The 22570-nt window shown below is 45.7% G+C and carries 18 protein-coding genes; 2 read left to right on the top strand and 16 right to left on the bottom strand.

Annotated features, from left to right (window positions below):
• Window positions 1-3 precede the first annotated feature (3 nt).
• The 16 genes from dnaE to rpsB form a co-directional block, all read right to left on the bottom strand.
• Window positions 4-3483, bottom strand: a complete 3480-nt coding sequence (gene dnaE / locus ACF8EG_RS05965) for a DNA polymerase III subunit alpha (protein WP_005456698.1) — start codon at window positions 3481-3483, stop codon at window positions 4-6.
• 82 nt (window positions 3484-3565) lie between these two features.
• The gene (gene rnhB / locus ACF8EG_RS05970) at window positions 3566-4201 is read right to left on the bottom strand and encodes a ribonuclease HII (RefSeq protein WP_020841167.1); all 636 of its coding nucleotides are present in this window, start codon (window positions 4199-4201) and stop codon (window positions 3566-3568) included.
• A gap of 9 nt (window positions 4202-4210) precedes the next feature.
• Window positions 4211-5350, bottom strand: a complete 1140-nt coding sequence (gene lpxB / locus ACF8EG_RS05975; RefSeq protein ID WP_069507353.1) for a lipid-A-disaccharide synthase — start codon at window positions 5348-5350, stop codon at window positions 4211-4213.
• Window positions 5351-5460: 110 nt separating this feature from the next.
• Window positions 5461-6249, bottom strand: a complete 789-nt coding sequence (gene lpxA, locus ACF8EG_RS05980) for an acyl-ACP--UDP-N-acetylglucosamine O-acyltransferase (protein WP_069507355.1) — start codon at window positions 6247-6249, stop codon at window positions 5461-5463.
• Window position 6250: 1 nt separating this feature from the next.
• Window positions 6251-6703 (bottom strand): 3-hydroxyacyl-ACP dehydratase FabZ, encoded by a 453-nt coding sequence (gene fabZ, locus ACF8EG_RS05985; RefSeq protein ID WP_005456699.1) that lies wholly within the window; start codon window positions 6701-6703, stop codon window positions 6251-6253.
• Window positions 6704-6874: 171 nt separating this feature from the next.
• Entirely contained in the window at window positions 6875-7906 is a 1032-nt protein-coding gene (gene lpxD / locus ACF8EG_RS05990) for a UDP-3-O-(3-hydroxymyristoyl)glucosamine N-acyltransferase (RefSeq protein WP_015297139.1), read from the bottom strand.
• A 6-nt stretch (window positions 7907-7912) separates the two neighbouring features.
• Entirely contained in the window at window positions 7913-8422 is a 510-nt protein-coding gene (locus tag ACF8EG_RS05995) for an OmpH family outer membrane protein (RefSeq protein ID WP_005456715.1), read from the bottom strand.
• Window positions 8423-8435: 13 nt separating this feature from the next.
• On the bottom strand, window positions 8436-10850 hold the full coding sequence (gene bamA / locus ACF8EG_RS06000) for an outer membrane protein assembly factor BamA (protein ID WP_005456717.1): 2415 nt from the start codon (window positions 10848-10850) through the stop codon (window positions 8436-8438).
• A gap of 44 nt (window positions 10851-10894) precedes the next feature.
• On the bottom strand, window positions 10895-12253 hold the full coding sequence (gene rseP, locus ACF8EG_RS06005) for a sigma E protease regulator RseP (protein ID WP_069507357.1): 1359 nt from the start codon (window positions 12251-12253) through the stop codon (window positions 10895-10897).
• Entirely contained in the window at window positions 12253-13458 is a 1206-nt protein-coding gene (ispC, locus tag ACF8EG_RS06010; RefSeq protein ID WP_005456710.1) for a 1-deoxy-D-xylulose-5-phosphate reductoisomerase, read from the bottom strand. The genes rseP and ispC overlap by 1 nt, the downstream gene beginning before the upstream one ends.
• A gap of 51 nt (window positions 13459-13509) precedes the next feature.
• Window positions 13510-14352 carry a phosphatidate cytidylyltransferase gene (locus ACF8EG_RS06015; RefSeq protein WP_005480977.1) on the bottom strand — a complete coding sequence of 281 codons (843 nt, stop codon included), beginning with the start codon at window positions 14350-14352 and terminating at the stop codon, window positions 13510-13512.
• A 12-nt stretch (window positions 14353-14364) separates the two neighbouring features.
• Complete coding sequence (locus ACF8EG_RS06020) at window positions 14365-15120, bottom strand: isoprenyl transferase (protein WP_069507359.1); 756 nt, start codon at window positions 15118-15120, stop codon at window positions 14365-14367.
• Between the two features lie 96 nt (window positions 15121-15216).
• Window positions 15217-15774 carry a ribosome recycling factor gene (gene frr, locus ACF8EG_RS06025; protein WP_005456723.1) on the bottom strand — a complete coding sequence of 186 codons (558 nt, stop codon included), beginning with the start codon at window positions 15772-15774 and terminating at the stop codon, window positions 15217-15219.
• 96 nt (window positions 15775-15870) lie between these two features.
• On the bottom strand, window positions 15871-16602 hold the full coding sequence (gene pyrH / locus ACF8EG_RS06030) for a UMP kinase (RefSeq protein WP_005484104.1): 732 nt from the start codon (window positions 16600-16602) through the stop codon (window positions 15871-15873).
• A 148-nt stretch (window positions 16603-16750) separates the two neighbouring features.
• The gene (tsf, locus tag ACF8EG_RS06035; protein ID WP_005456729.1) at window positions 16751-17596 is read right to left on the bottom strand and encodes a translation elongation factor Ts; all 846 of its coding nucleotides are present in this window, start codon (window positions 17594-17596) and stop codon (window positions 16751-16753) included.
• A gap of 131 nt (window positions 17597-17727) precedes the next feature.
• Window positions 17728-18456 (bottom strand): 30S ribosomal protein S2, encoded by a 729-nt coding sequence (gene rpsB / locus ACF8EG_RS06040; RefSeq protein WP_005456727.1) that lies wholly within the window; start codon window positions 18454-18456, stop codon window positions 17728-17730.
• Between the two features lie 397 nt (window positions 18457-18853).
• Here rpsB and map point away from each other — a divergent pair, with 397 nt between their 5' ends.
• Window positions 18854-19732 (top strand): type I methionyl aminopeptidase, encoded by an 879-nt coding sequence (gene map, locus ACF8EG_RS06045; RefSeq protein WP_005456732.1) that lies wholly within the window; start codon window positions 18854-18856, stop codon window positions 19730-19732.
• A gap of 113 nt (window positions 19733-19845) precedes the next feature.
• Window positions 19846-22470 carry a bifunctional uridylyltransferase/uridylyl-removing protein GlnD gene (gene glnD / locus ACF8EG_RS06050; protein ID WP_024699349.1) on the top strand — a complete coding sequence of 875 codons (2625 nt, stop codon included), beginning with the start codon at window positions 19846-19848 and terminating at the stop codon, window positions 22468-22470.
• Window positions 22471-22570 lie beyond the last annotated feature (100 nt).

Consider the following 22570-nt stretch of genomic DNA (forward strand, 5'->3'; position numbering starts at 1 on the left):
TTTTTAGTTAAATTCGAGTTCTACCTGGCTTTTGCCAAGCAACTGTTTTAAATCGTCTATTAATGTATCACTTGGCGTTACTCGCCATTCGGTGCCCAATGTTAACCGCGCTCTGGCGTCGGCACGCTGGTAGTATACATTGACGGGTACGGTTCCGGCTTTGTGCGGTTCTAAAATACGACTAAACTGCTCAAAGAATTGATCATTGATCTGGTTCGCATCAATTGATACCGACAGACCACGTGCGTATTTTTCGCGCGCGCTGCCGAGATCCATAACTTCACGCGCCGACATTTTAAGGCCACCGTTGAAGTCATCAAAGCTGACCTGTCCCGAAACCACCAAAATTCTGTCTTTTTCGAGAAGTTCAGCATACCGATCAAGTGCATCGGAGAACAGCATTACTTCCATTCGACCACTTCGGTCGTCCAACGTCATGATACCAATGCGAGTACCTCGCTTGGTTGTCATCACTCGCGCAGCAATCACTAAACCTGCTACCGTTACCGATTGATCGCGACGTGTTGGGGTCGCGTCTTTTAGTCGACAACTGGTGTATTTGTTTAGTTCCTTTAAATACGCGTTAATGGGGTGCCCGGTCAAATATAAACCGAGAGTTTCACGCTCACCCTCTAGCCAAACCTTTTCTGGCCATGGTGGCACTTGCGTGTATTTATTTTCAACTTCTTCTGGTGCATCGGTCAACACACCAAACATATCGCCTTGACCAAAGGCTTCTGCTTGGTGATGTTGGCTGGCCGCTTTAACGGCATCGTTCAGTGAAGCCATCATCGCCGCTCGATGAGGGCCAAGTCGGTCAAGTGCACCTGCATAAATCAGCTTTTCGATGACGCGCTTGTTAACACGTTTGAGATCGATACGAGCACAGAAATCAAATAGATCTTTAAAGTGACCACCTTTGTTTCGCGCTTCTAGTATCGCATCGATAGGGCCTTCACCCACACCTTTGATTGCGCCGATACCGTAAACAATCGCACCGTTTTCATCAACGTTGAAACGGTATAAACCGGAGTTGATGTCTGGCGGCAACACGGTGAGTTTCATGCGGAAGCATTCGTCCACCAGACCAACTACTTTTTCGGTGTTATCCATATCGGCAGTCATTACCGCCGCCATGAATTCAGCTGGATAGTGCGTTTTAAGCCACAACGTTTGGTAAGACACCAGTGCGTAAGCCGCTGAGTGCGATTTGTTAAAACCGTAACCTGCGAACTTTTCTACCAAGTCGAAGATTTTCATCGCCAACTCGCCATCAACACCGTTCTTCACTGCCCCTTCTTCGAAGGTTGCACGCTGCTTGGCCATTTCTTCCGGCTTTTTCTTACCCATCGCACGACGCAGCATGTCCGCACCACCAAGGGTGTAGCCAGACAAAACCTGCGCAATCTGCATTACCTGTTCTTGATACAGAATGATGCCGTACGTCGGATCGAGGATTTCTTTTAGTGACTCGTGTTGCCACTTTTCATCGGGGTAAGAGATCGCTTCTCGGCCATGTTTACGGTCGATAAAGTTATCTACCATGCCCGATTGCAACGGACCCGGACGGAACAAGGCCACCAATGCGATGATGTCTTCAAAACAGTCAGGCTGAAGTCGTTTGATCAGCTCTTTCATACCACGCGATTCAAGCTGGAATACCGCAGTGGTCTCTGAGTTTTGGAGTAAACGAAACGAAGCCGGATCTTCCAAAGGTATCGACTCGATACGAACAGGAGGTTTACCTTCCTTCTCCAAGCGCGGGTTAATCAACCCTAATGCCCAGTCGATAATGGTTAGAGTACGTAGGCCCAAGAAGTCAAACTTAACCAGACCAGCAGTTTCTACGTCGTTCTTATCAAACTGAGTTACGGGGAAATGCCCTTCCGCATCCGCATAAATTGGCGCAAAGTCTGTAATCGTGGTTGGTGAAATTACAACACCACCCGCGTGCTTACCGGCGTTACGTGTACAACCTTCTAATAGGCGACACATATCGATGAGTTCTTTAACTTCCTCATCGGCCTCATAAAGCTCAGGCAGAGCAGGCTCGGCTTTAAACGCTTTTTCTAGCGTCATACCCGGATCTGGCGGAACCAGTTTCGAAATACGGTCAACGAAACCAAATGGGTGACCAAGAACACGACCAACGTCACGGATTACTGCTTTCGCCGCCATCGTACCGAATGTGATGATCTGAGATACGGCATCGCGACCGTACATTTCGGCAACGTGATCAATCACTTGGTCACGCTTATCCATACAAAAGTCGACGTCGAAATCGGGCATGGATACACGTTCTGGGTTCAAGAAACGTTCGAAGAGCAAGTCATATTCAAGCGGATCAAGATCGGTGATTTTCAGCGCGTAGGCCACCAAAGAACCGGCACCCGAACCACGACCAGGACCGACTGGAATCGCGTTGTCTTTCGACCACTGGATGAACTCCATTACGATCAAGAAGTAGCCTGGGAACCCCATTTGGTTGATTACGTCGAGTTCGATTTGTAAACGCTCGTCGTATTCTGGACGGCGCTTTTTGCGTTCTTCTTCATTAGGGAATAGGAACTCTAGACGCTCTTCCAAACCTTCTCGCGACTTCATGACCAAGAATTCAGTTTCTTCCATCCCTTCTGTTGGGAAGGCTGGCAAGAAGTATTCACCCAAACGAACGGTCACGTTACAACGCTTAGCGATCTCGACACTGTTTTCTAGCGCTTCTGGAATATCAGCAAACAGCTCACACATTTCCTCTTCAGTGCGAAGGTACTGCTGCGGGCTGTAATTTTTTGGTCGGCGTGGGTCTTCTAGTGTGTAACCATCATGAATCGCAACACGAATCTCATGCGCATCGAAAAGGTCTGCACTTAGGAAAACCACTTCGTTTGTCGCGACCACGGGCAAGTCATGTTGCTCAGCGAGATCGATGGCAAAGTGCAAGTACGTCTCTTCATCCGGACGGCCTGTACGAATCAATTCTAGATAGAAACGGTCCGGGAAATGCTGTTTGTAAAACTCTACACAGCTTTCAACCAGTTTACGGTTACCTTTAAGCAGCGCTTTGCCGATATCGCCATTTTTAGCACCAGATAGAACGATTAAGCCTTCTGACATCTCGGCCAGCCACGCCCTATCAATCACAGGTTGGTGCTGAACGTGGCCACGTAAGTACGCTTTGGAAATCAGTAACGTGAGGTTCTTGTAACCTGCATTGTCGGCAGCAAGTACTGTCAGCTGGGTCAGTTCTTCACCAAATTCATCAGATTGCATTTTGAAATCTGCACCGATGATCGGTTTAACGCCGGAGCCATGCGCTGTGCCATAAAACTTCACCAAACCACATAAGTTGGTGAAGTCAGTCAAAGCCATGGCAGGCATACCAAGCTCGGCGACTTTCTTGACTATCGGTGGAACTTTATTGATACCATCCACCATCGAGAAATCACTGTGAATACGAAGGTGGACGAACTTGGGATCTGACATTAACAGGTACCGTGTAACTCTATTTTGTTTGGGATTCTAACCTAAAGGGGGCTGGGTTTATAACACCAATCCACCCAATTTATTAATCTAAGCCTAAAGCTTTCTTTACTGGTTTGAAGCTCTTACGGTGCTCGCTTATCACACCATGTTGCTCAATTGCTTCAAAGTGCGCTTTGGTTGGATAACCTTTGTGCTTCGCAAAGCCGAATTGCGGATATTGTTTATCCAGCTCTTCCATCTCTTGGTCGCGCACAACTTTAGCAATGATGGAAGCGGCACTGATTTCAGCCACTCGTAAATCGCCTTTCACCACAGCTTGAGAATCCATTGGTAGCTCAGGGCAACGATTACCATCGATCAGCACTAAATCTGGCTGTACCTTCAGTCCCGCAATCGCACGTTGCATAGCAACCATGGTAGCTTGCAGAATATTCAGTTCATCAATCTCTTCGGGAGAGCAACGGCCTACCGCCCACGCTAGCGCTTTTTCTTTGATTTCAGGAAGCAGTGCCAGACGCTTTTTCTCGCTCAGCTTCTTAGAGTCATTCAAGCCTTCGATTGGGTTATTGGGATCGAGGATAACTGCAGCGGTGACGACATCTCCAACCAAAGGGCCGCGTCCAACTTCATCGACTCCGGCGATCAATTGGTAACCTTGAGGGTATTCAAACGGAGGGAGCTCTACTTTTGCTTTTGTCGTTTTTGCTTTCGCGACCATGGTACTTCTCTATTTTTCAATCAATTTCAATACTGCATTCGCAGCTTGTTGATCCGCGTCTTTACGAATCCAATGATGCATTTCGGTGAACTTATCAAGCATTGGCTTATTATCACTCTCTAGCAAACGAGAAACTTCATTGAACAAGTTGTCTGGTGTGCAATCGTCTTGAAGATACTCTTTAACCAGTTCGTCATCTGCGAGAATATTGGGTAGTGACACGTACTTAGTTTTCAATAGGCGCTTGGCCAGAAAGGCGGTAAAGGCATTGACGCGATAGCCAACAACCATAGGACGTTTAAGCAACATGCACTCTAACGCTACCGTTCCAGATGCTAGCATTACCGCATCAGAGGCTGTAATAACATTGCGAGCCGTATCATCCACCAATTTGAAATCAAGCTCGGGCGCATGCTCTTTCCACGCTTGCTCAAATTGCTCTCGACGTTTTTGATTAACTAGCGCAACTACAAAGCCCAAACCTGGGTATTTTTGGTGCAGAAGCTTGCACGTCTCAATGAATGGTTGAGAGAGCATCTTGAGCTCACTACCACGGCTACCCGGTAAAACTGCTAACCATTTTTTGTCTTGTTCAAGCCCTAGCAGATCTCGCGCAGGCGCTTGCTCAGATTGCAAAGGGATAGAGTCCGCTAAGGTGTGGCCGATAAACTCACAAGGCACTTTAAATTTATCGTAAAACGCCTTTTCAAACGGTAGAAAAGCCAGTACCAGGTTGGTCGCTGCCTCGATTTTGAAGATACGCTTTTGACGCCACGCCCATACTGAAGGGCTCACGTAGTGCACGGTTTTAATGCCTGCTTGCTTTAAATCTAACTCTATACGCAAGTTAAAATCTGGCGCATCAATTCCGACAAAAACATCTGGCGGGTTCTGGGTGAAGTACTTAACAAGCTCAGCTTTTATTTTTAACAAACGAGGTAATCGTCCAAGCACTTCAACTAAGCCCATTACAGCTAACTCTTCCATATCAAAAAGAGATTCACAGCCTTGCTCGATCATTTTTGGCCCACCGATGCCGACAAACTCTGCATTCGGGTATCGTTCTTTCACTGCCTTGATAAAGCCTTCCCCTAGCGTGTCACCAGATAACTCGCCAGCAATGATGCCAATACGTAATGGTTTTTCCATATCGATTTCGCCCTATGTACTATGGATAAGGGATTCCTTATCCATAAAACACAAAAAGACCGCAGCCCTAATTGGGCGCGATCTTTTCCACTTATTGATTCATTCGTGAATTAACGAATGATACCACGTTCCGTTGTTTCTAGAATGTCAGAAAAACGCTTCACTGCAGGCCATTCTTGTGCCATTTCTGCAAGAATCGGTTTCACTTCTTCTAGCGTTTTACCAGAGCGGTAAATTTCTTTGTACGCTTTTTGTAGTGCTCGAATTTCTTGTTTCTCAAAACCATTGCGCTTCAAGCCAACTAGGTTCAAACCAAACGGCGTAGCATGGTTACCTTGAGCAAGTACGTAAGCAGGTACGTCCTGAACAACCGCAGAACAACCACCAACGTATGCATAAGCGCCTACCGTACAGAATGGGTGAATAGCAGAAAGTGCCATTACACCAGCGTGATCTTCTACTGTTACATGGCCACCTAGAATCGCATTGTTACCAATGTGAGTATGGTTGCCTACTACGACGTCATGCGCGATGTGCGCATTCACGCACAGTAGGTTGTCGTCGCCAATCACTGTTGTCGCTTTGTCTTGCACAGTACCACGATGAACCTGAACCGCTTCGCGAATCACATTACGGTCACCGATAACCACGGTTGTATCTTCGCCACCATACTTCTTGTCCTGGTTTTCTTCACCAATCACTGCATGTGGGAAAATACGGTTATCTTTACCAATTTTGGTATGGCCTTTGATTACTACGTGAGACATGACTTCAGTACCTTCACCAATCTCCACCGTTGAGGTGATGTAGGTAAAAGGACCAACCGTCACGTTAGCGCCAATTTTTGCGCCTTCTTCTACCACCGCAGCTGGGTGGATTTTAGCGGTTTCATGAATCATATTAAAACTCTCGACGAGCACACTTCAGCTCTGCTGAACACACTACTTCGCCGTCAACTTTTGCTACACCGCTAAATGCAGCAATGCCACGACGCTCTTTTAGAAATTCAACTTCAATAACCATTTGGTCACCAGGAACCACAGGTTTACGGAATTTCGCGCCGTCTACACTCGCAAAGTAGTACAACTCGTTTTCTGTCGGTGCACCAAATGATTTAAATGCTAGTAGGCCAGTAGCCTGAGCCATAGCTTCCAGAATCAACACACCTGGGAATACTGGTAGTTGAGGAAAGTGACCTGTGAACTGAGGTTCGTTAACCGACACATTTTTAATTGCGTGAAGGTACTTCGCTTCTTGGAAGTCAATCACTCGGTCGATCAATAAGAATGGGTAGCGATGAGGTAGTAGCTCTTGAATTTCAGAGATGTTCATCGTTTTCTTTTCAGTAGTCAAAGTCGTCTTCCTATATCAATTCTCTTAACCAAGATGGCAAGGCAGCGGCAAAGGCCGCAAACTGGGAAATGCCTGCAAAGTGTATACCAGCTTGATAATAAATCTACTAATAGCGCGTCATTATAGAAGAAAAAGACCCGCGTTTCGCGAGTCTTTGTTCAGAATATGGAACTAAGATTCTTCTTTCTGCTCCAGCTGTTTTTCAACAGCTTTCAAGCGTTTGTTCATCTCGTCAATACGGTGAACACGAGTTGCCGTCTTGCGCCATTCTCGGTTCGTCTGTAATGGGATACCTGATGAATAAAGACCCTTTTCTTCGATACTGCGCATTACCATGCCCATACCGGTGATGGCAACACCATCTGCGATAGTGATGTGGCCATTTAGAACCGACGCGCCGCCGATCTGACAGTACTTACCAATTTTAGTACTGCCGGCGACAATAGTACCACCTGGCATCACGGTACCATATCCGATCTGCACGTTATGTGCGATTTGAAGTTGGTTATCAAGAATCACATTATCTTCAATAATGGTATCTTCAAGTGCACCACGGTCAATCGTAGTACATGCACCAATCTCGACGCGGTTACCAATGCGCACAGAACCAAGCTGAGGGATTTTAATCCACTCGCCTTTATCGTTCGCATAACCAAAACCGTCAGAGCCAATGACTGTGCCAGATTGAACCAGACAGTCATCGCCCAATGATACTTCATGATAAATTGTCACATTAGCCCAAAGCTTGGTGTTGTTCCCCAGCTTCGCGTTTTTACCGATAAAGCAACCTGCGCCGATAACAACGTTATCACCCAGTTCAACTCCCGTTTCAATAACCGCGTTTGCGCCAATTGCAACGTTTTCACCCATCTTCACATCAGATGCAATCACTGCACTCGGTGCAATGTCTTCAGCAGGTTTTGGTGTGGTATCCATAGCCTGAACAACACGAGCGAATGCAACATAAGGGTCAGCAACGACGAGTGCATTACCAGCACACTGGTCCTTATGCTCTGCCTTCACCATCACCACTGTTGCTTTACATTCAGATAGATGCTTTGCGTATTTTGGGTTAGACAAGAAAGTCACGTCACCTTCTTGCGCTTTATCCATTGGAGCTACACGGCCAACGACGAGTGACTCGTCACCAAATAGCTCACCCCCGGTAATTGTCGCCAACTCGGCTAATGTCAATTTTTTCATAACTTCTTATTTTAGAGCTTTAATTACGTCTTCTGAGATATTGTATTCTGGTTTGCCGTATTGCAGTGCAGAAATATCAATAACTAGGTCGTAACCTTTTTTGTCTGCTACTTTCTTCACAGCATCTTGGATTGTTTTGAATAGCTTCGCTTTCTCTTCTGCTTCACGACGGGCGCTTGCTTTCTCTAGAGCTTGAGCTTTTACTTTGTATTCGCTGTCTAGCTTCGCGATGTCGATACGCAATTTCTCAATTTCTTCCTGACCTAGAAGTTCACCATCACGTTGTAGTTTTTCAATCTTGGTTTTAGCTTGCGCTTGAATTGATTTCAGCTCATCAGCTTTGCTCTTAAAGTCTTTCTGCATTTTTTGTAGAACGACTTCACGTTGAGGAAGAGCTTGGAAAACTTGAGCAGTGTTTACGTAAGCGATTTTCTGTGCAGCTTCGGCTGCGTTTGCAAACATTGAAGAGCTCAGTACAAGAAGGCCAATCCCAGCCGCTTTGATCATTTTATTCAAAATATTTTCCTCTTTAGAAAGTTCTACCGATAGTGAATGTGAAGAACTCTTCATCATCGCCATCAAATTTCTTAATTGGTTTCGCTAGTGAGAAGACTAGAGGCCCCATTGGAGACATCCACTGCAACGCCGCACCATAAGATGAACGGTAGTTGGTTGGATCTGAGTAATCGTAGTAGTAACGGTCACCATATTCTGCACCAGAGTCGCGATAGTCAAACTCGGTATCCCAAATACTTGCCATATCGAAGAAAATACTGGTTCGAATTTGGTTGCGAACTTCGTCCGACGCAAATGGTGTAGGAACAATCAGTTCGATACTTGCTAGCGCTACGGCGTTACCACCAACAGAATCGTCTGTAGCAGTATCAGCACCATTGTTCGAGCCAGAGTAATCACGATAAACCGCTTTCGGACCTACGCTGTTAGAGCCGAAACCACGTAGTGTCGTAAAGCCACCTGCGTAATAGTTTTCGTAGAATGGGAACAAGTTATCGTTGCCATCCGTCTGACCGTAACCGTTACCATAACCTAAGCGACCACGGAACAAGAGCGTGAACTCATGCTTCTTAGTCAAAGGCACGTACTGACGCACATCGTACTGCATTTTGAAGTATTGAACGTCAGAGCCAGGTACGGTCATCTTGTAGAATGCACGTTGGTGGTTACCCGCTGTCGGGAAATAACCTCGGTTCAGGTTGTTACGAGTCCAAGAGATATTGAAATCAAAGTCGTTGGTGTTTAACGCACCGCTTGAGTCGATATTGTCTGCTTGAGCTTGCAAGAATTGCTCTACCTGCAAGTAAGGTGACAAGTTACCGATCTTGTTGTGGGTATAACCAACGCCGAATTCAAAACGGTTCAGTTCGTCAAATGGGAAACCCCATGTCAAACTTGCACCATAACTTTGGTTGGTATAGTCAACGATACCCGCTTCCGATGCTTCAAATTCATCGTAGAAAATCTTACCGCCCAAGCTTACACCATCAAGGTTCCAGTATGGGTCGCGGTAGTCTAAGCTCACGTTCTTTTGATAGTCGTTCATCATCGCGTTGATACCAACGCGGTTACCGCTACCTAAGAAGTTGTCTTGTTGCAGACCAACTTGGAAGCTGACGCCCGATTCGGTACCGTAGCCAACACCAAAGTTTACACTGCCTGAGTTCGCTTCTTTAACCGAGTAAACCAGATCAACTTGATCATCACTACCTGGTACACGAACCGTTTGTACTTCTACGTTTTCAAAATAGCCAAGACGGTTAAGTCGTGTCTTACCAGTTTCAATCGACTTGGAGTTTAGCCAGCTACCTTCCATTTGGCGCATTTCACGACGCAGCACTTCATCTTTCGTTGAGTTATTACCAGTAAAACGAATGTCGCGAACGTAAATTCGATTACCTGGATCAACATTCACAACCAAGGAGACTTGTTTGTTTTCATCGTCAAATTCAGGGATGGTGTTTACTTGAGGGTAAGCGTAGCCAGATTCACCAAGCACACGCTTGATGCCTTCTTCCATCGAAGTCACAAGAGAACCGTTGTACGTTTCATTGTCTTCGAATGGAACGAGTCGTTCGAAGGTCGCTTCTTCACCAATCAGGTCACCGCGGAATTTTACATCTTTAACGGTGTACACTTCGCCCTCTTCCAAGCCAAGAGTAATGTATACCCCTTTCTTGTCAGGAGAGATCGCAACTTGTGTAGAATCAACGTTAAATTTCAGGTAGCCGCGGTCAAGATAGAATGACTTCAGCGCTTCGATATCACCAGCAAGCACTTGCTTTTGGTATTTTTCGTCCGCGAGGAAATTCCACCAAGGCACATCAACGTTCAAGTTGAAACGAGAAAGAAGTTCTTCATCCGAAAAGACTTCATTACCGATAAAGTTGATTTGCTGAATTTTTGCCGACACGCCTTCCGTGAAGACAAATTTCAAGTCAGAACGGTTACGTGGCAATGGAGTCACAACCGCTTTCACTGTTGCGTTGTACTTACCAACACTGTAGTAAAAATCTTCCAAGCCTTTTTCGATGTTACTTAGCGTAGTACGGTCAAGCGCTTCACCTTCACGAACGCCAGATGCATTCAGGTTTTCTTGTAGCTGCTCGTCCTTGATCGCTTTGTTGCCTGAGAATGAGATGCTTGCGATAGTTGGACGCTCTTTCACTTGAACCATCAACACGCCACCATCACGCAGCACTTTAACATCTTCGAAGTTACCAGATGCGTACAGTGCGCGGATAATCTCTGCAACATCGCCTTGGTCAATGGTATCACCGACACGTACAGGCATTTTTAGCAACGCCGCACCAAGTGCTACACGCTGCAATCCATCGATTTCAATATCTTGAACTACGAAGTTCTCTGCTCCGTTTGCAGATACACTGGTCGCCAGTAAACTTGCAAACAGAATTCGCTTAATCGCCATACTTGTTCTAATTATTCCTTGCTACTGCTTTTGTCTCTGAACTATCACAGACGAGTAAAATCATTAAATAGCGCTAACGCCATGAGCGAGAAGATGATTGCACCACCAATTCTAAAGCCCATTTCCTGTACTTTTTCTGGGACTGGGCGTCGGATAACGGCTTCAATTGCGAAGAACAATAAATGACCACCATCCAACATAGGTAACGGAACGAGGTTAATAATACCTAGGTTAACACTAATTAGAGCGAGAAAACCTAAAAAGTAAACCAGACCGTAGTCCGCCGTCGCACCCGCACCTTTTGCAATCGAAATTGGGCCGCTCAGATTGTTAAGACCAACATCACCAACAATCAGTTTTTTCAACATGCTGACGGTCAAACCAATCACTTGGCCTGTCTTATCAACCGCTTTACCAATTGATTCGAATACACCAAACTGCAGCTCGAAGCGATAACTTTCTGGCCATTCTGCGACTTCAGGTGCGATACCTGCAAAGCCAACCACTTGTTTGTTAGCCAGCTCACGACTGTCTGGTGTTAATGTTAGTGATTGCTCAGTGCCTCGGCGTAATACCGTCAACTCGATTGGAGTATTTGGATTTGAGCGTACAGCATCTACGACTTGTTTCCAGTCATTGATAGGCTCACCACCAATCGCGATGATTTCATCTTCTGGAAGCACACCTGCTTTCTCGGCTGCACCATCTTCAGAAACTAGCTTAATAACACGATAGATTTCTGGTGTATAAGGAGCAAAGCCAAGTGAATGCATCGCAGATTCGGTTTCTGGATCAAATTTCCAGTCACGAAGGTCCAGCGTTTTCGTCACTTCAGCGCCAACTTCTGAGTCTGACGTCAGTGTTAGCGTCATAGCGTCATCACCAATATGAGAAATTAATCCCATATTAACTGATTCCCAATCCGGAGTTTTGATGCCTGATACTGCTTTTAGTTCCATTCCAGATTCAATTCCTGCCTCAGCAACAATCGAATTGGGCGTAACTTCACCAATTACGGGTTTTACCGCAGGTACACCAATCAGGAAAACCAACCAATAAGCAAAAATAGCAAATAAGAAATTAAAGATAGGGCCAGCTGCAACAATAGACGTTCGTTTCCAAAGCGGCTTTTGATCAAAGGCTAAATGTTTTTCACTTTCTGGCACATCGTCAACACGGCTATCTACCATTTTGACGTATCCACCAAGAGGAATCATTGAGATAGTGTATTCGGTTCCGTCTTGACCAACTTTTCGCCAAATAGACTTACCAAAACCGATGGAAAATCTTTCAACCTTCACGCCACAACGACGAGCAACCCAAAAGTGCCCAAACTCGTGCACGGCAACGAGAATGCCCAGTGCAACGATAAAAGAAACGAGATTCCACAAAATACCAGTCATTAGCTACGCTCGCGTATAATTTCTAGGGCGATAGTTCGAGACATTCTATCTAGCTCTAGCAAGCTTTCCAAGCTATTCGCATTCTCAGGTTTGCAGCTTGCGGTGATTTTATGCAAAACCAATTCATTGATGCGAGCTATATCTGTAAAACCAAGGCGATTATTTAGAAACGCATCAACAGCAACTTCATTGGCTGCATTTAGAGCAGTAGTCGCATGTTGCCCTTCGTAACACGCGTCAATCGCAAGCTTCAAACAAGGATAACGAGCAAAGTCTGGTTGCAAGAATGTCAATTCACCTACTTGAGTAAAGTCTAGCGGTTTTACACCGGCATCAACACGAGAAGGATAAGACATTGTCAACGCAATTGGTGTTGCCATATCTGGCTCTCCCATTTGCGCCAGTACCGAACCATCACGATACTGAACCATTGAATGGATCACGGATTGCGGGTGAATAATCACTTTTAACTGGTCACGAGCCGCATTGAATAGCCATTTTGCTTCAATGTACTCAAGACCTTTATTCATCATAGTCGCAGAATCGACCGAAATCTTTGGCCCCATAGACCAGTTAGGGTGCGCGATTGCCTGTGCTGGCGTTACGCTGTCGAGATCGGCAATGTCAGCGTAACGGAATGGACCGCCAGATCCGGTTAACAGAATACTAGAAATGCCATGCTCATCTAAGTTACAACGGCCAAGATTGGTTTGAACTTGCTGTGGTAGGCACTGGAAAATAGCATTATGTTCACTGTCTACTGGCAGCAACTCTGCCCCGTATTGTTCAACGGCATCAATAAACAACTGTCCAGACATGACAAGCGCTTCTTTATTCGCCAGCAATACGCGCTTACCCGCTTTAACGGCCGCCATGGTTGGCAACAAACCCGCTGCACCAACGATGGCTGCCATTACGCTATCTACTTCTTCTAATGAAGCCACATGACAAAGTGCATCAACACCACCTAACACTTCTGTATTTGGTGAAATGGTGTGGATTTCTGATTGCAGAGCAACAGCCGCAGCCTTATCCGCCATTACTGCGAATTTAGGCTGCCATTGGCGACAAAGTGCCACCATCTTTTCAACGTTAGTGCCAGCCGCTAGTGCGACCACAGAAAACAGCTCTGGGTTTTGTTCAACCACTTTTAAGGTGCTTGCACCTATTGAGCCTGTTGCACCAAGAATCGTTAACTTTTGCATGATGTAAGACCGTTAGAAAAATTCAGGAGCGATGAAGCCGCTCCCGATAAATTAGAATACGTAGTATAGAAGAGCAAAGACTGGAAATGCAGCAGTCAGGCTATCGATGCGATCTAATACGCCACCGTGGCCTGGAATGATGTTACTGCTGTCTTTGATGCCAGAAACACGCTTAAACATGCTTTCGACTAAATCACCTAATACAGAAATCACGACCGTGATCAACGTAATGATGATCATATGAATTGGGCTCGTGAACTGGATATTGAACCAATCGGCAAACAACCAGCCAACAATCAGTGCCGCGATGATACCGCCAATAAGACCTTCAATCGTTTTGTTTGGGCTAACATGTGGTGCCATCTTGCGCTTGCCTAAACTTTTACCAGCGAAGTAAGCACCGCTGTCTGCAGCCCATACCAAGAAGCAAACGTACATTACGAGCTTTGCACCGTGGTATGGATCTACCGAAATGTCTGAGGCTCTTAGAATGATTACACTCCAAAGAAAAGGGAGTAATGTCAGAAAACCAAAAACATGTCGTAAAACAAGATTGCCTTGCCAAGATTTTGTGGTTTTCGGGTAAGTAATTGCCATCAAGCTCGCAATAATCCACCACACAAAACCAAGCCCTAACACAACATAATGAGGTGTACTCAAATGGTTTAAGCTATGTGCGTCAGGTGAGATAAAGAGAAAACTAAGTCCGGTAACAACGGCTGCCGGAATCAGTGCAGCAATGCGAGAATTGCTTTCTGTAAATTGTGTCCACTCCCAAAAACCTAACAGTGTTATCGCCGTCAACGCGATAATAAAGCCCATTAGGGGTAACTTAAAAATACCTAAAATAACCAGGGGAGCTAAAATTAGTGCTGTTATTATTCTCTGTTTCAAACTAATTAGTCCTTATTGAGCCGTCATCAATGCCTTTACTTGTTCACCAGTACAGCCAAAACGACGCTCACGGTTAATAAACCACGTCACAGCTTCAACTAAGCTGTCTTCGTCAAACTCTGGCCAAAACTCTGGCGTAAAGTACATTTCAGCATAAGCCATTTGCCACAGCATGAAGTTGCTGATGCGGCATTCGCCACTAGTACGGATCAAAAGATCCACCTCTGGTAGGTCTGCCATGGTCAAATGCTCAGTGATTAACTGCTCATTAATATCCTCTACACGAATTTCACCGTTACGAGCTTTAAGCGCTAGTGCTTTAGCCGCTTCTGTGATGTCCCATTTACCACCATAATTGGCCGCAATGTTAATCACCATACCAGTGTTGCTTGCCGTTAGATTTTCCGCTTCTACAATTTTCTTTTGTAGGCGCTCACTAAAGCGGCTTGTGTCACCAATAACACGTAACTGTAAGTTGTTTTTATGTAGCTTTTTTACTTCACTAGACAGGACTGTGATGAACAGTTCCATCAAAAGACCAACTTCTTCCTCCGGACGACGCCAGTTTTCACTACTAAAAGCAAATAATGTCATCGCTTTAATGCCAAGTTTGGAAGCCGCAGCAATGGTCTTACGAACGGCATTAACGCCTTTTTTATGGCCAAATACGCGAGGTTTTCCTTTGGACTTAGCCCAGCGACCATTACCGTCCATGATGATGGCAATATGCTTAGGGAGGGAGTCAGAGAAGGCTTGAGAATTTTGCATAGGGAGTTAATTGAGTTCCATCAGTTGGATAGATTAACACAAAAAAACGCTGCACTGTGAGCACAGCGTTTTCCAACAGTGATGTAGGTGGGAGTATTAAACTTCCATCAACTCTTTTTCTTTTGCAGCAAGAACTTCGTCGATCTTCTTAACTGCTACGTCAGTCAGCTTTTGGATCTCTTCTTGTGCTTTACGATCTTCGTCTTCAGAGATTTCTTTATCTTTTAGAAGCGCTTTTAGATCGTTGTTTGCGTCACGACGGATGTTACGTACTGCAACACGACCACCTTCAGCTTCACCACGAACGATCTTAACTAGGTCTTTACGACGCTCTTCTGTTAGCGGTGGAAGTGGAACGCGAATGATAGTACCAGCAGACATTGGGTTTAGACCAAGGTCAGACATCATGATCGCTTTTTCAACTTTTTGAGTTAGTTCTTTGTCGAAAACTGTGATTGCTAGTGTACGTGCGTCTTCAGCTACAACGTTCGCTACTTGGTTAAGAGGAGTAGCAGCACCGTAGTACTCAACAGAGATACCAGATAGTAGGCTTGGGTGTGCACGACCAGTACGAACTTTAGAAAGGTTGTTCTTTAGCGCTTCAACGCTTTTGTCCATGCGCTCTTGCGCGTCTTTTTTGATTTCGTTAATCACGGTTTCACCTTAAAAATGTCATCTTTCCTGAAGAAAGCTTAAAAGGGTTGAGCAAAGCGAAACGCCATCCAACGTTGCTTGGATGGCGTATTAGAATTATGCGTCAGAGTTGATCAGCGTGCCTTCTGCTTCGCCCATCACCACGCGACGTAGTGCGCCTGGCTTGTTCATGTTAAATACGCGGATAGGCATTTTGTGGTCACGAGCAAGTGTGAACGCAGCCAAATCCATTACTTTAAGCTCTTTATCCAGAACTTCTGCGTAAGATAGCTTATCATACAGCTCTGCGTCTGGGTTTGCTACTGGGTCAGCAGTAAATACGCCATCAACTTTCGTTGCTTTTAGAACTACGTCAGCTTCGATTTCGATACCACGTAGACACGCAGCAGAGTCTGTTGTGAAGAATGGGTTACCAGTACCTGCTGAGAAGATTACAACGCGGCCTTGACGAAGTTCGCGAATTGCATCAGCCCAATTGTAGTCGTCACATACGCCTTTAAGAGGAATTGCAGACATTACGCGCGCATTTACGTATGCACGGTGAAGAGCGTCACGCATCGCAAGGCCGTTCATTACTGTAGCAAGCATACCCATGTGGTCACCCACTACACGGTTCATACCAGCTTCTGCAAGACCAGCGCCACGGAACAGGTTACCGCCACCGATAACTACACCAACCTGAACACCCAGTTCAACAAGTTCTTTAACTTCTTGTGCCATACGATCAAGGATCGCAGGATCAATACCAAAACCGTCTTCACCTTGAAGAGCTTCACCACTCAGTTTTAATAGAATACGTTGATACGCTGGTTTAGGGTTCGTAGTCATGGAGTTTACCTTCCAAAGAGAGTTGTTGATTAACAGTCATGAATAATCACAAGCTTGCTTATGGTTATTCATCACGGCTAATCGTCTACTGCTCATAAAAAGACCGCAGCCAAGGCCACGGTCTAATCTTTACACAAGTCTCTAAGGATTAACCTTTTTGAGCTAGTGCAACTTCTTCAGCGAAGCTTAGGCCTTCTGCTTTCTCGATACCTTCACCAACTTCTAGGCGAACGAATGTAGCAACTGAAGCACCTTTTTCTTTCAGCATTTCACCTACAGTTTTCTTAGGTTCCATGATGAATGCTTGACCAGTTAGAGAGATTTCGCCTGTGAATTTCTTCATGCGGCCAACAACCATCTTCTCAGCGATCTCAGCTGGCTTGCCTTCGTTCATAGCGATTTCAACTTGAACTTCTTTCTCTTTAGCAACTACGTCAGCTGGTACGTCTTCTGGGTTTACGTACTCTGGCTTAGAAGCAGCAACGTGCATTGCTACGTGCTTAAGAGTTTCAGCGTCGCCTTCACCAGCAACAACTACACCGATTTTCTCACCGTGACGGTAGGAAGCGATTGCAGTACCTTCAACGTATTGTACGCGACGGATGTTGATGTTTTCGCCGATTTTAGCAACTAGAGCAACGCGAGCTTCTTCGAATTGCGCTTGTAGCTCTTCAACTGTAGCTTTTGAAGCTAGAGCTGCAGCTGCAACTTCTTGTGCAAACGCAGTGAAGTTACCGTCTTTAGCAACGAAGTCAGTTTGGCAGTTAACTTCAAGAAGAACAGCTGAACCGTTTTCTTCTTTGATGATGATCGCACCTTCAGCTGCAACGTTACCAGCTTTCTTAGCTGCTTTCGCTGCGCCAGATTTACGCATGTTTTCAATTGCTAGTTCGATGTCAGCGTTTGCTTCTACAAGCGCTTTCTTACATTCCATCATGCCAGCGCCAGTGCGCTCGCGAAGTTCTTTAACTAGAGCAGCAGTTACAGTTGCCATTCTCTATTCCTCGTTTGATTCGAAATAAGGTAAAAAACAGGGGCCTACATTGTCGGCCCCCGATGCTAACTATAACTCAGTCTATGCTACAACAAGGTTTCACATAAACTAAGTGTGACACAGAGCCGCTATTATTCAGCTTCTACGAAGCCGTCTTTTTCAGCAACTACTGCAACGTCTTTGTTGCGACCTTCAGTTACTGCAGATGCAGCAGCGTTTAGGTATAGTTGAACTGCGCGGATCGCGTCGTCGTTACCTGGGATGATGTAGTCAACGCCGTCTGGGTTAGAGTTAGTATCTACCACAGCGTATACTGGAATACCTAGGTTGTTAGCTTCTTTGATTGCAATGTGTTCGTGATCAGCGTCGATTACGAATAGAGCGTCTGGTAGGCCGCCCATGTCTTTGATACCACCAAGAGATTTCTCTAGCTTCTCCATTTCACGAGTGCGCATTAGAGCTTCTTTCTTAGTTAGTTTGTCGAAAGTACCGTCTTGAGATTGAATCTCAAGTTCTTTTAGACGCTTGATTGACTGACGAACAGTTTTGTAGTTCGTTAGCATACCGCCCAACCAACGGTTGTTCACGTAGAACTGGTTGCTAGCGATTGCAGCTTCTTTAACAGCTTCAGATGCAGCGCGCTTAGTACCTACGAATAGAACTTTACCTTTTTTCTCGCCAACTTTAGCTAGTTCAGCTAGAGCTTCGTTGAACATTGGTACAGTTTTTTCTAGGTTGATGATGTGAACGCGGTTACGAGCACCAAAGATGAATGGCTTCATTTTTGGGTTCCAGTAACGAGTTTGGTGACCGAAGTGAACACCAGCTTTCAGCATATCGCGCATTGATACAGTTGCCATTTTAAAATCCTCTATGGGGTTAGGCCTCCACATCCCCCATAATTCCGACCAAGCTTCTGCTCAGCACCCCGGAACATGTGACGGAATGTGTGTGATTTAAAGATAAAAAGGTTAATCGGATGAAGCTTGCTTCGCCGCTTAGCTTTTGCAGAGCGAAGAGAACAGTCCTCTATTCCGGCGCGCTTTATATCATATTTTAGCTCAAGATGGCTAGTAAAAATTGTTTCTTATACTTGTCACATTAGCAGGAATGCTACCCTACTCTCGGCCAGATTCTATTACTACACTTCAAGTAAGAATGACTCATATTCTTAACTGGCTTGGGTTAACCGCCAGATGTCTGATAGAATGCGGCCATTCGCACGTTTACGTGCTTACGAATAAGTAGAGAAAGCCAATGTCAATCAAGATTAAAACTGCTGAAGAAATCGAACGCATGCGCATTGCGGGCAAGCTGGCCGCAGAAATTCTAGAAATGATCGAACCACATATTCAGGTGGGAGTTACGACAGACGAACTGAACAAAATCTGTCATGAATACGCTCTAGAAAAAGGCGCATACTCTGCACCGCTTGATTACCATGGTTTCCCTAAGTCGATTTGTACGTCTATCAACCATATTGTTTGTCACGGTATTCCTGCTGAAAAAGACGAGATTGGTAGCAACGGCCAAATGAAGCCGGCGGTACTAAAAGATGGCGACATTCTTAACGTTGATATCACTGTGATCATCCCGAACGATGAGAATGCAGACCTAAGTGTACGCCCTCAAGGCTACCACGGTGACACATCTAAAATGTTCCTAGTCGGTGATGTTTCACCAGCCAACAAGCGTCTATGCATGGTTGCTCAAGAAGCTCTTTATGTCGGTATGCGTACCGTTAAACCTGGTTCAACTGTTGGTGATATCGGTACAGCTATCGAGAAATACATCAAAGAAAACAATAAGAACAACCCTCGAAATAAGTTCTCTATTGTTAAAGACTTCTGTGGTCACGGTATCGGTGATGAGTTCCACGAAGAACCACAAGTGGTTCACTACAAGAACAAAGACCGCCGCGTACTTAAAGAAGGCATGTGTTTCACTATTGAACCAATGATCAACGCAGGTAAATTCGGTTGTACTGTTGACGCACAAGACGACTGGACTGTATACACAGGTGACGGCAAAAACTCAGCGCAATGGGAACACACTATCGTGGTAACCAAAGATGGTTGTGAAGTATTAACGCTACGCAGTGATGATACGATTCCTCGCCTAATGAAAAATGCGTAACCAAGAATGACTTCAATATCCCCGCTCATGCGGGGATATTTTTTATCTCCGCGAGATTTGTTAAATTAGAAAGGTTTGTAGATCTTTACTTTTAGCTTGCACGGATAGCAAATATGCCACTTCAGTCCCCTCTTACGTTTTCCGACGAACAAATCAATATCGGCGAACTAAAACAAGAGTTAGAAAAATTCAGCTCAACCCAAAAACAAGAGTTTCTTAATCATCACCCTGTGACCAGCTTAGTATTGGCTCGCGCAGAGTACATGGACTTGTTGCTGACGCGTTTATGGCAATACTTCGGTTTTAATGACATTTACAACATCTCATTAGTGGCCGTAGGCGGATATGGTCGCGGTGAACTGCATCCGTTGTCCGACATAGACATTCTTGTTCTCTCTAACAACAAACTGCCGACTGCGTTAGAAGCGAAAATCAGCGAATTTATTACCTTACTATGGGACTTAAAACTGGAAGTTGGCCATGCGGTTCGCACTGTCAATGAATGTGCACAAATCGGTCGTGACGATCTAACGGTTGCTACTAACCTACAAGAAGCACGTCTGCTTTGTGGCAGCGAAGACACATTCCAAGCTCTAAAAAAGGTCGTGCTATCCGACTCTTTCTGGCCGAGCGAGACCTTCTACCGCGCAAAAATCCAAGAACAACGCGAACGTCATGCTCGCTACCACGATACGACCTATAACTTAGAGCCCGATATCAAATCGACCCCAGGAGGTCTTCGCGATATTCACACTTTGAGCTGGGTAGCGCGCCGTCACTTTGGCGCCACATCTCTGCTAGAGATGAGCCGTTACGGCTTTCTTACCGATGCGGAATACCGCGAACTGGTGGAGTGTCAGGACTTCTTGTGGCGTGTCCGCTTTGCGCTGCACATTGAACTTCGCCGATACGACAACCGTTTGACCTTCGCACATCAAGCACAAGTGGCCGAAAACCTCGGTTATGTTGGTGAAGGCAATCGCGGCGTCGAGATGATGATGAAAGAGTTTTATCGCACACTTCGTCGCGTCGCAGAATTAAACAAAATGCTGCTCAAACTGTTTGATCAAGCCATCATCAATGGTGGTGCAACTGAAAACGCAGAAATTTTGGATGCAGATTTTCAACGCCGTGGATCGTTAATCGAAGCCAGAAAACCCGCGCTATTCCAAGCCAGACCTGAAACTATTCTTGATATGTTTTTGCATATCGCGAACGACTCAACCATTGAGGGGGTAAGTCCTCCAACCCTGCGACAACTGCGTACTGCACGTCGCCGCTTAAACAAGTTTTTACACACGATTCCAGCGGCTCGTGAAAAATTTTTAGCGTTATGTCGACACCCAAATGCACTTCATAAAGCGTTCAGTTTGATGCATAGACTTGGAGTTATGGCCGCATATTTACCGCAATGGAGCCAGATTGTTGGTCAGATGCAGTTCGACCTGTTCCACGCCTACACGGTTGACGAGCACAGTATTCGCCTACTCAAACACATCAATACCTTTAACAATCCAGACAACCACGCGAAGCATCCGATTTGTTGCGACATATACCCTCGCATGCAAAAGAAAGAACTGCTGATCATTGCAGCAATCTTCCATGATATTGGTAAAGGTCGCGGTGGTGATCACTCAGTGATTGGTGAAGGTGAAGCGTACGATTTCTGTATTGAACACGGGCTGTCGAAGCCAGAAGCTAAGTTAGTGGGCTGGCTGGTGAGGCATCACCTTCTCATGTCAGTCACCGCACAACGACGCGATATTTACGATCCTGACGTCATTACAGAGTTTGCGAAACAAGTTCGTGACGAAGAATCTCTTGAGTATTTAGTGTGTCTCACGGTTGCGGATATTTGCGCAACCAATCCAGAGTTGTGGAATGCTTGGAAACGCACGCTGCTTGCCGAGCTCTTCTACTCAACGCAACGCGCACTGCGTCGCGGATTAGAAAATCCGGTTGATGTGCGTGAGCGTATTCGCCATAACCAACAGATGGCTTCCGCATTGCTGCGCAAAGAAGGGTTTTCTGCGCGCCAAATCGAAGTGTTGTGGCAACGATTCAAAGCCGACTATTTCTTGCGCCATACTCACACTCAAATCGCTTGGCATTGTGCGCATTTGCTGCGTATGGATGATCCAAACAAGCCGCTGGTACTTATCAGCAAAAAGGCTACGCGCGGTGGAACAGAAGTGTTCGTTTACACCAAAGATCAACCAGCGTTGTTTGCTACCGTGGTGGCGGAGCTCGACCGTCGTAACTTTAACGTTCATGACGCACAAATCATGACCAGCAAAGACGGCCACGTGATTGATACCTTCATGGTGCTCGACCAACATGGAGAAGCCATTGACGAATCTCGCCATGCTGCCGTGATTAAACACCTCACTCACGTACTGGAAGCGGGTCGTCCGACGAAGATTAAAACGCGCCGCACCCCAAATAAACTTCAACACTTCAATGTGAAAACCAAAGTCGATTTCTTACCAACGAAAGGGAAGAAACATACCTTGATGGAGTTTGTAGCACTCGATACTCCGGGACTACTAGCCAAAGTCGGACGTACTTTTGCCGATTTGAATATTAACCTCCACGGCGCAAAGATCACCACCATCGGCGAACGTGCAGAGGACTTATTTATTCTCACTAGCGAAGCTGGCGGTAGACTCAGCGAAGAACAGCAAAATGAATTGAGAGACAAACTGATCGAGAAGTTATCTGACGCCATCACTGCCTAATTCGAAACTGCCAAAACATCCGGTTCAGAGTGAGGGCGATCTTGTCCACAAGTTGAGCAATTTGGCTAAATATCAGCTATCTAGCTCATACATAGGCTGC

Source organism: Vibrio sp. YQ_11 (assembly GCF_043103065.1).
In the GTDB taxonomy this organism is placed as follows: Bacteria; Pseudomonadota; Gammaproteobacteria; order Enterobacterales; family Vibrionaceae; genus Vibrio; species Vibrio parahaemolyticus.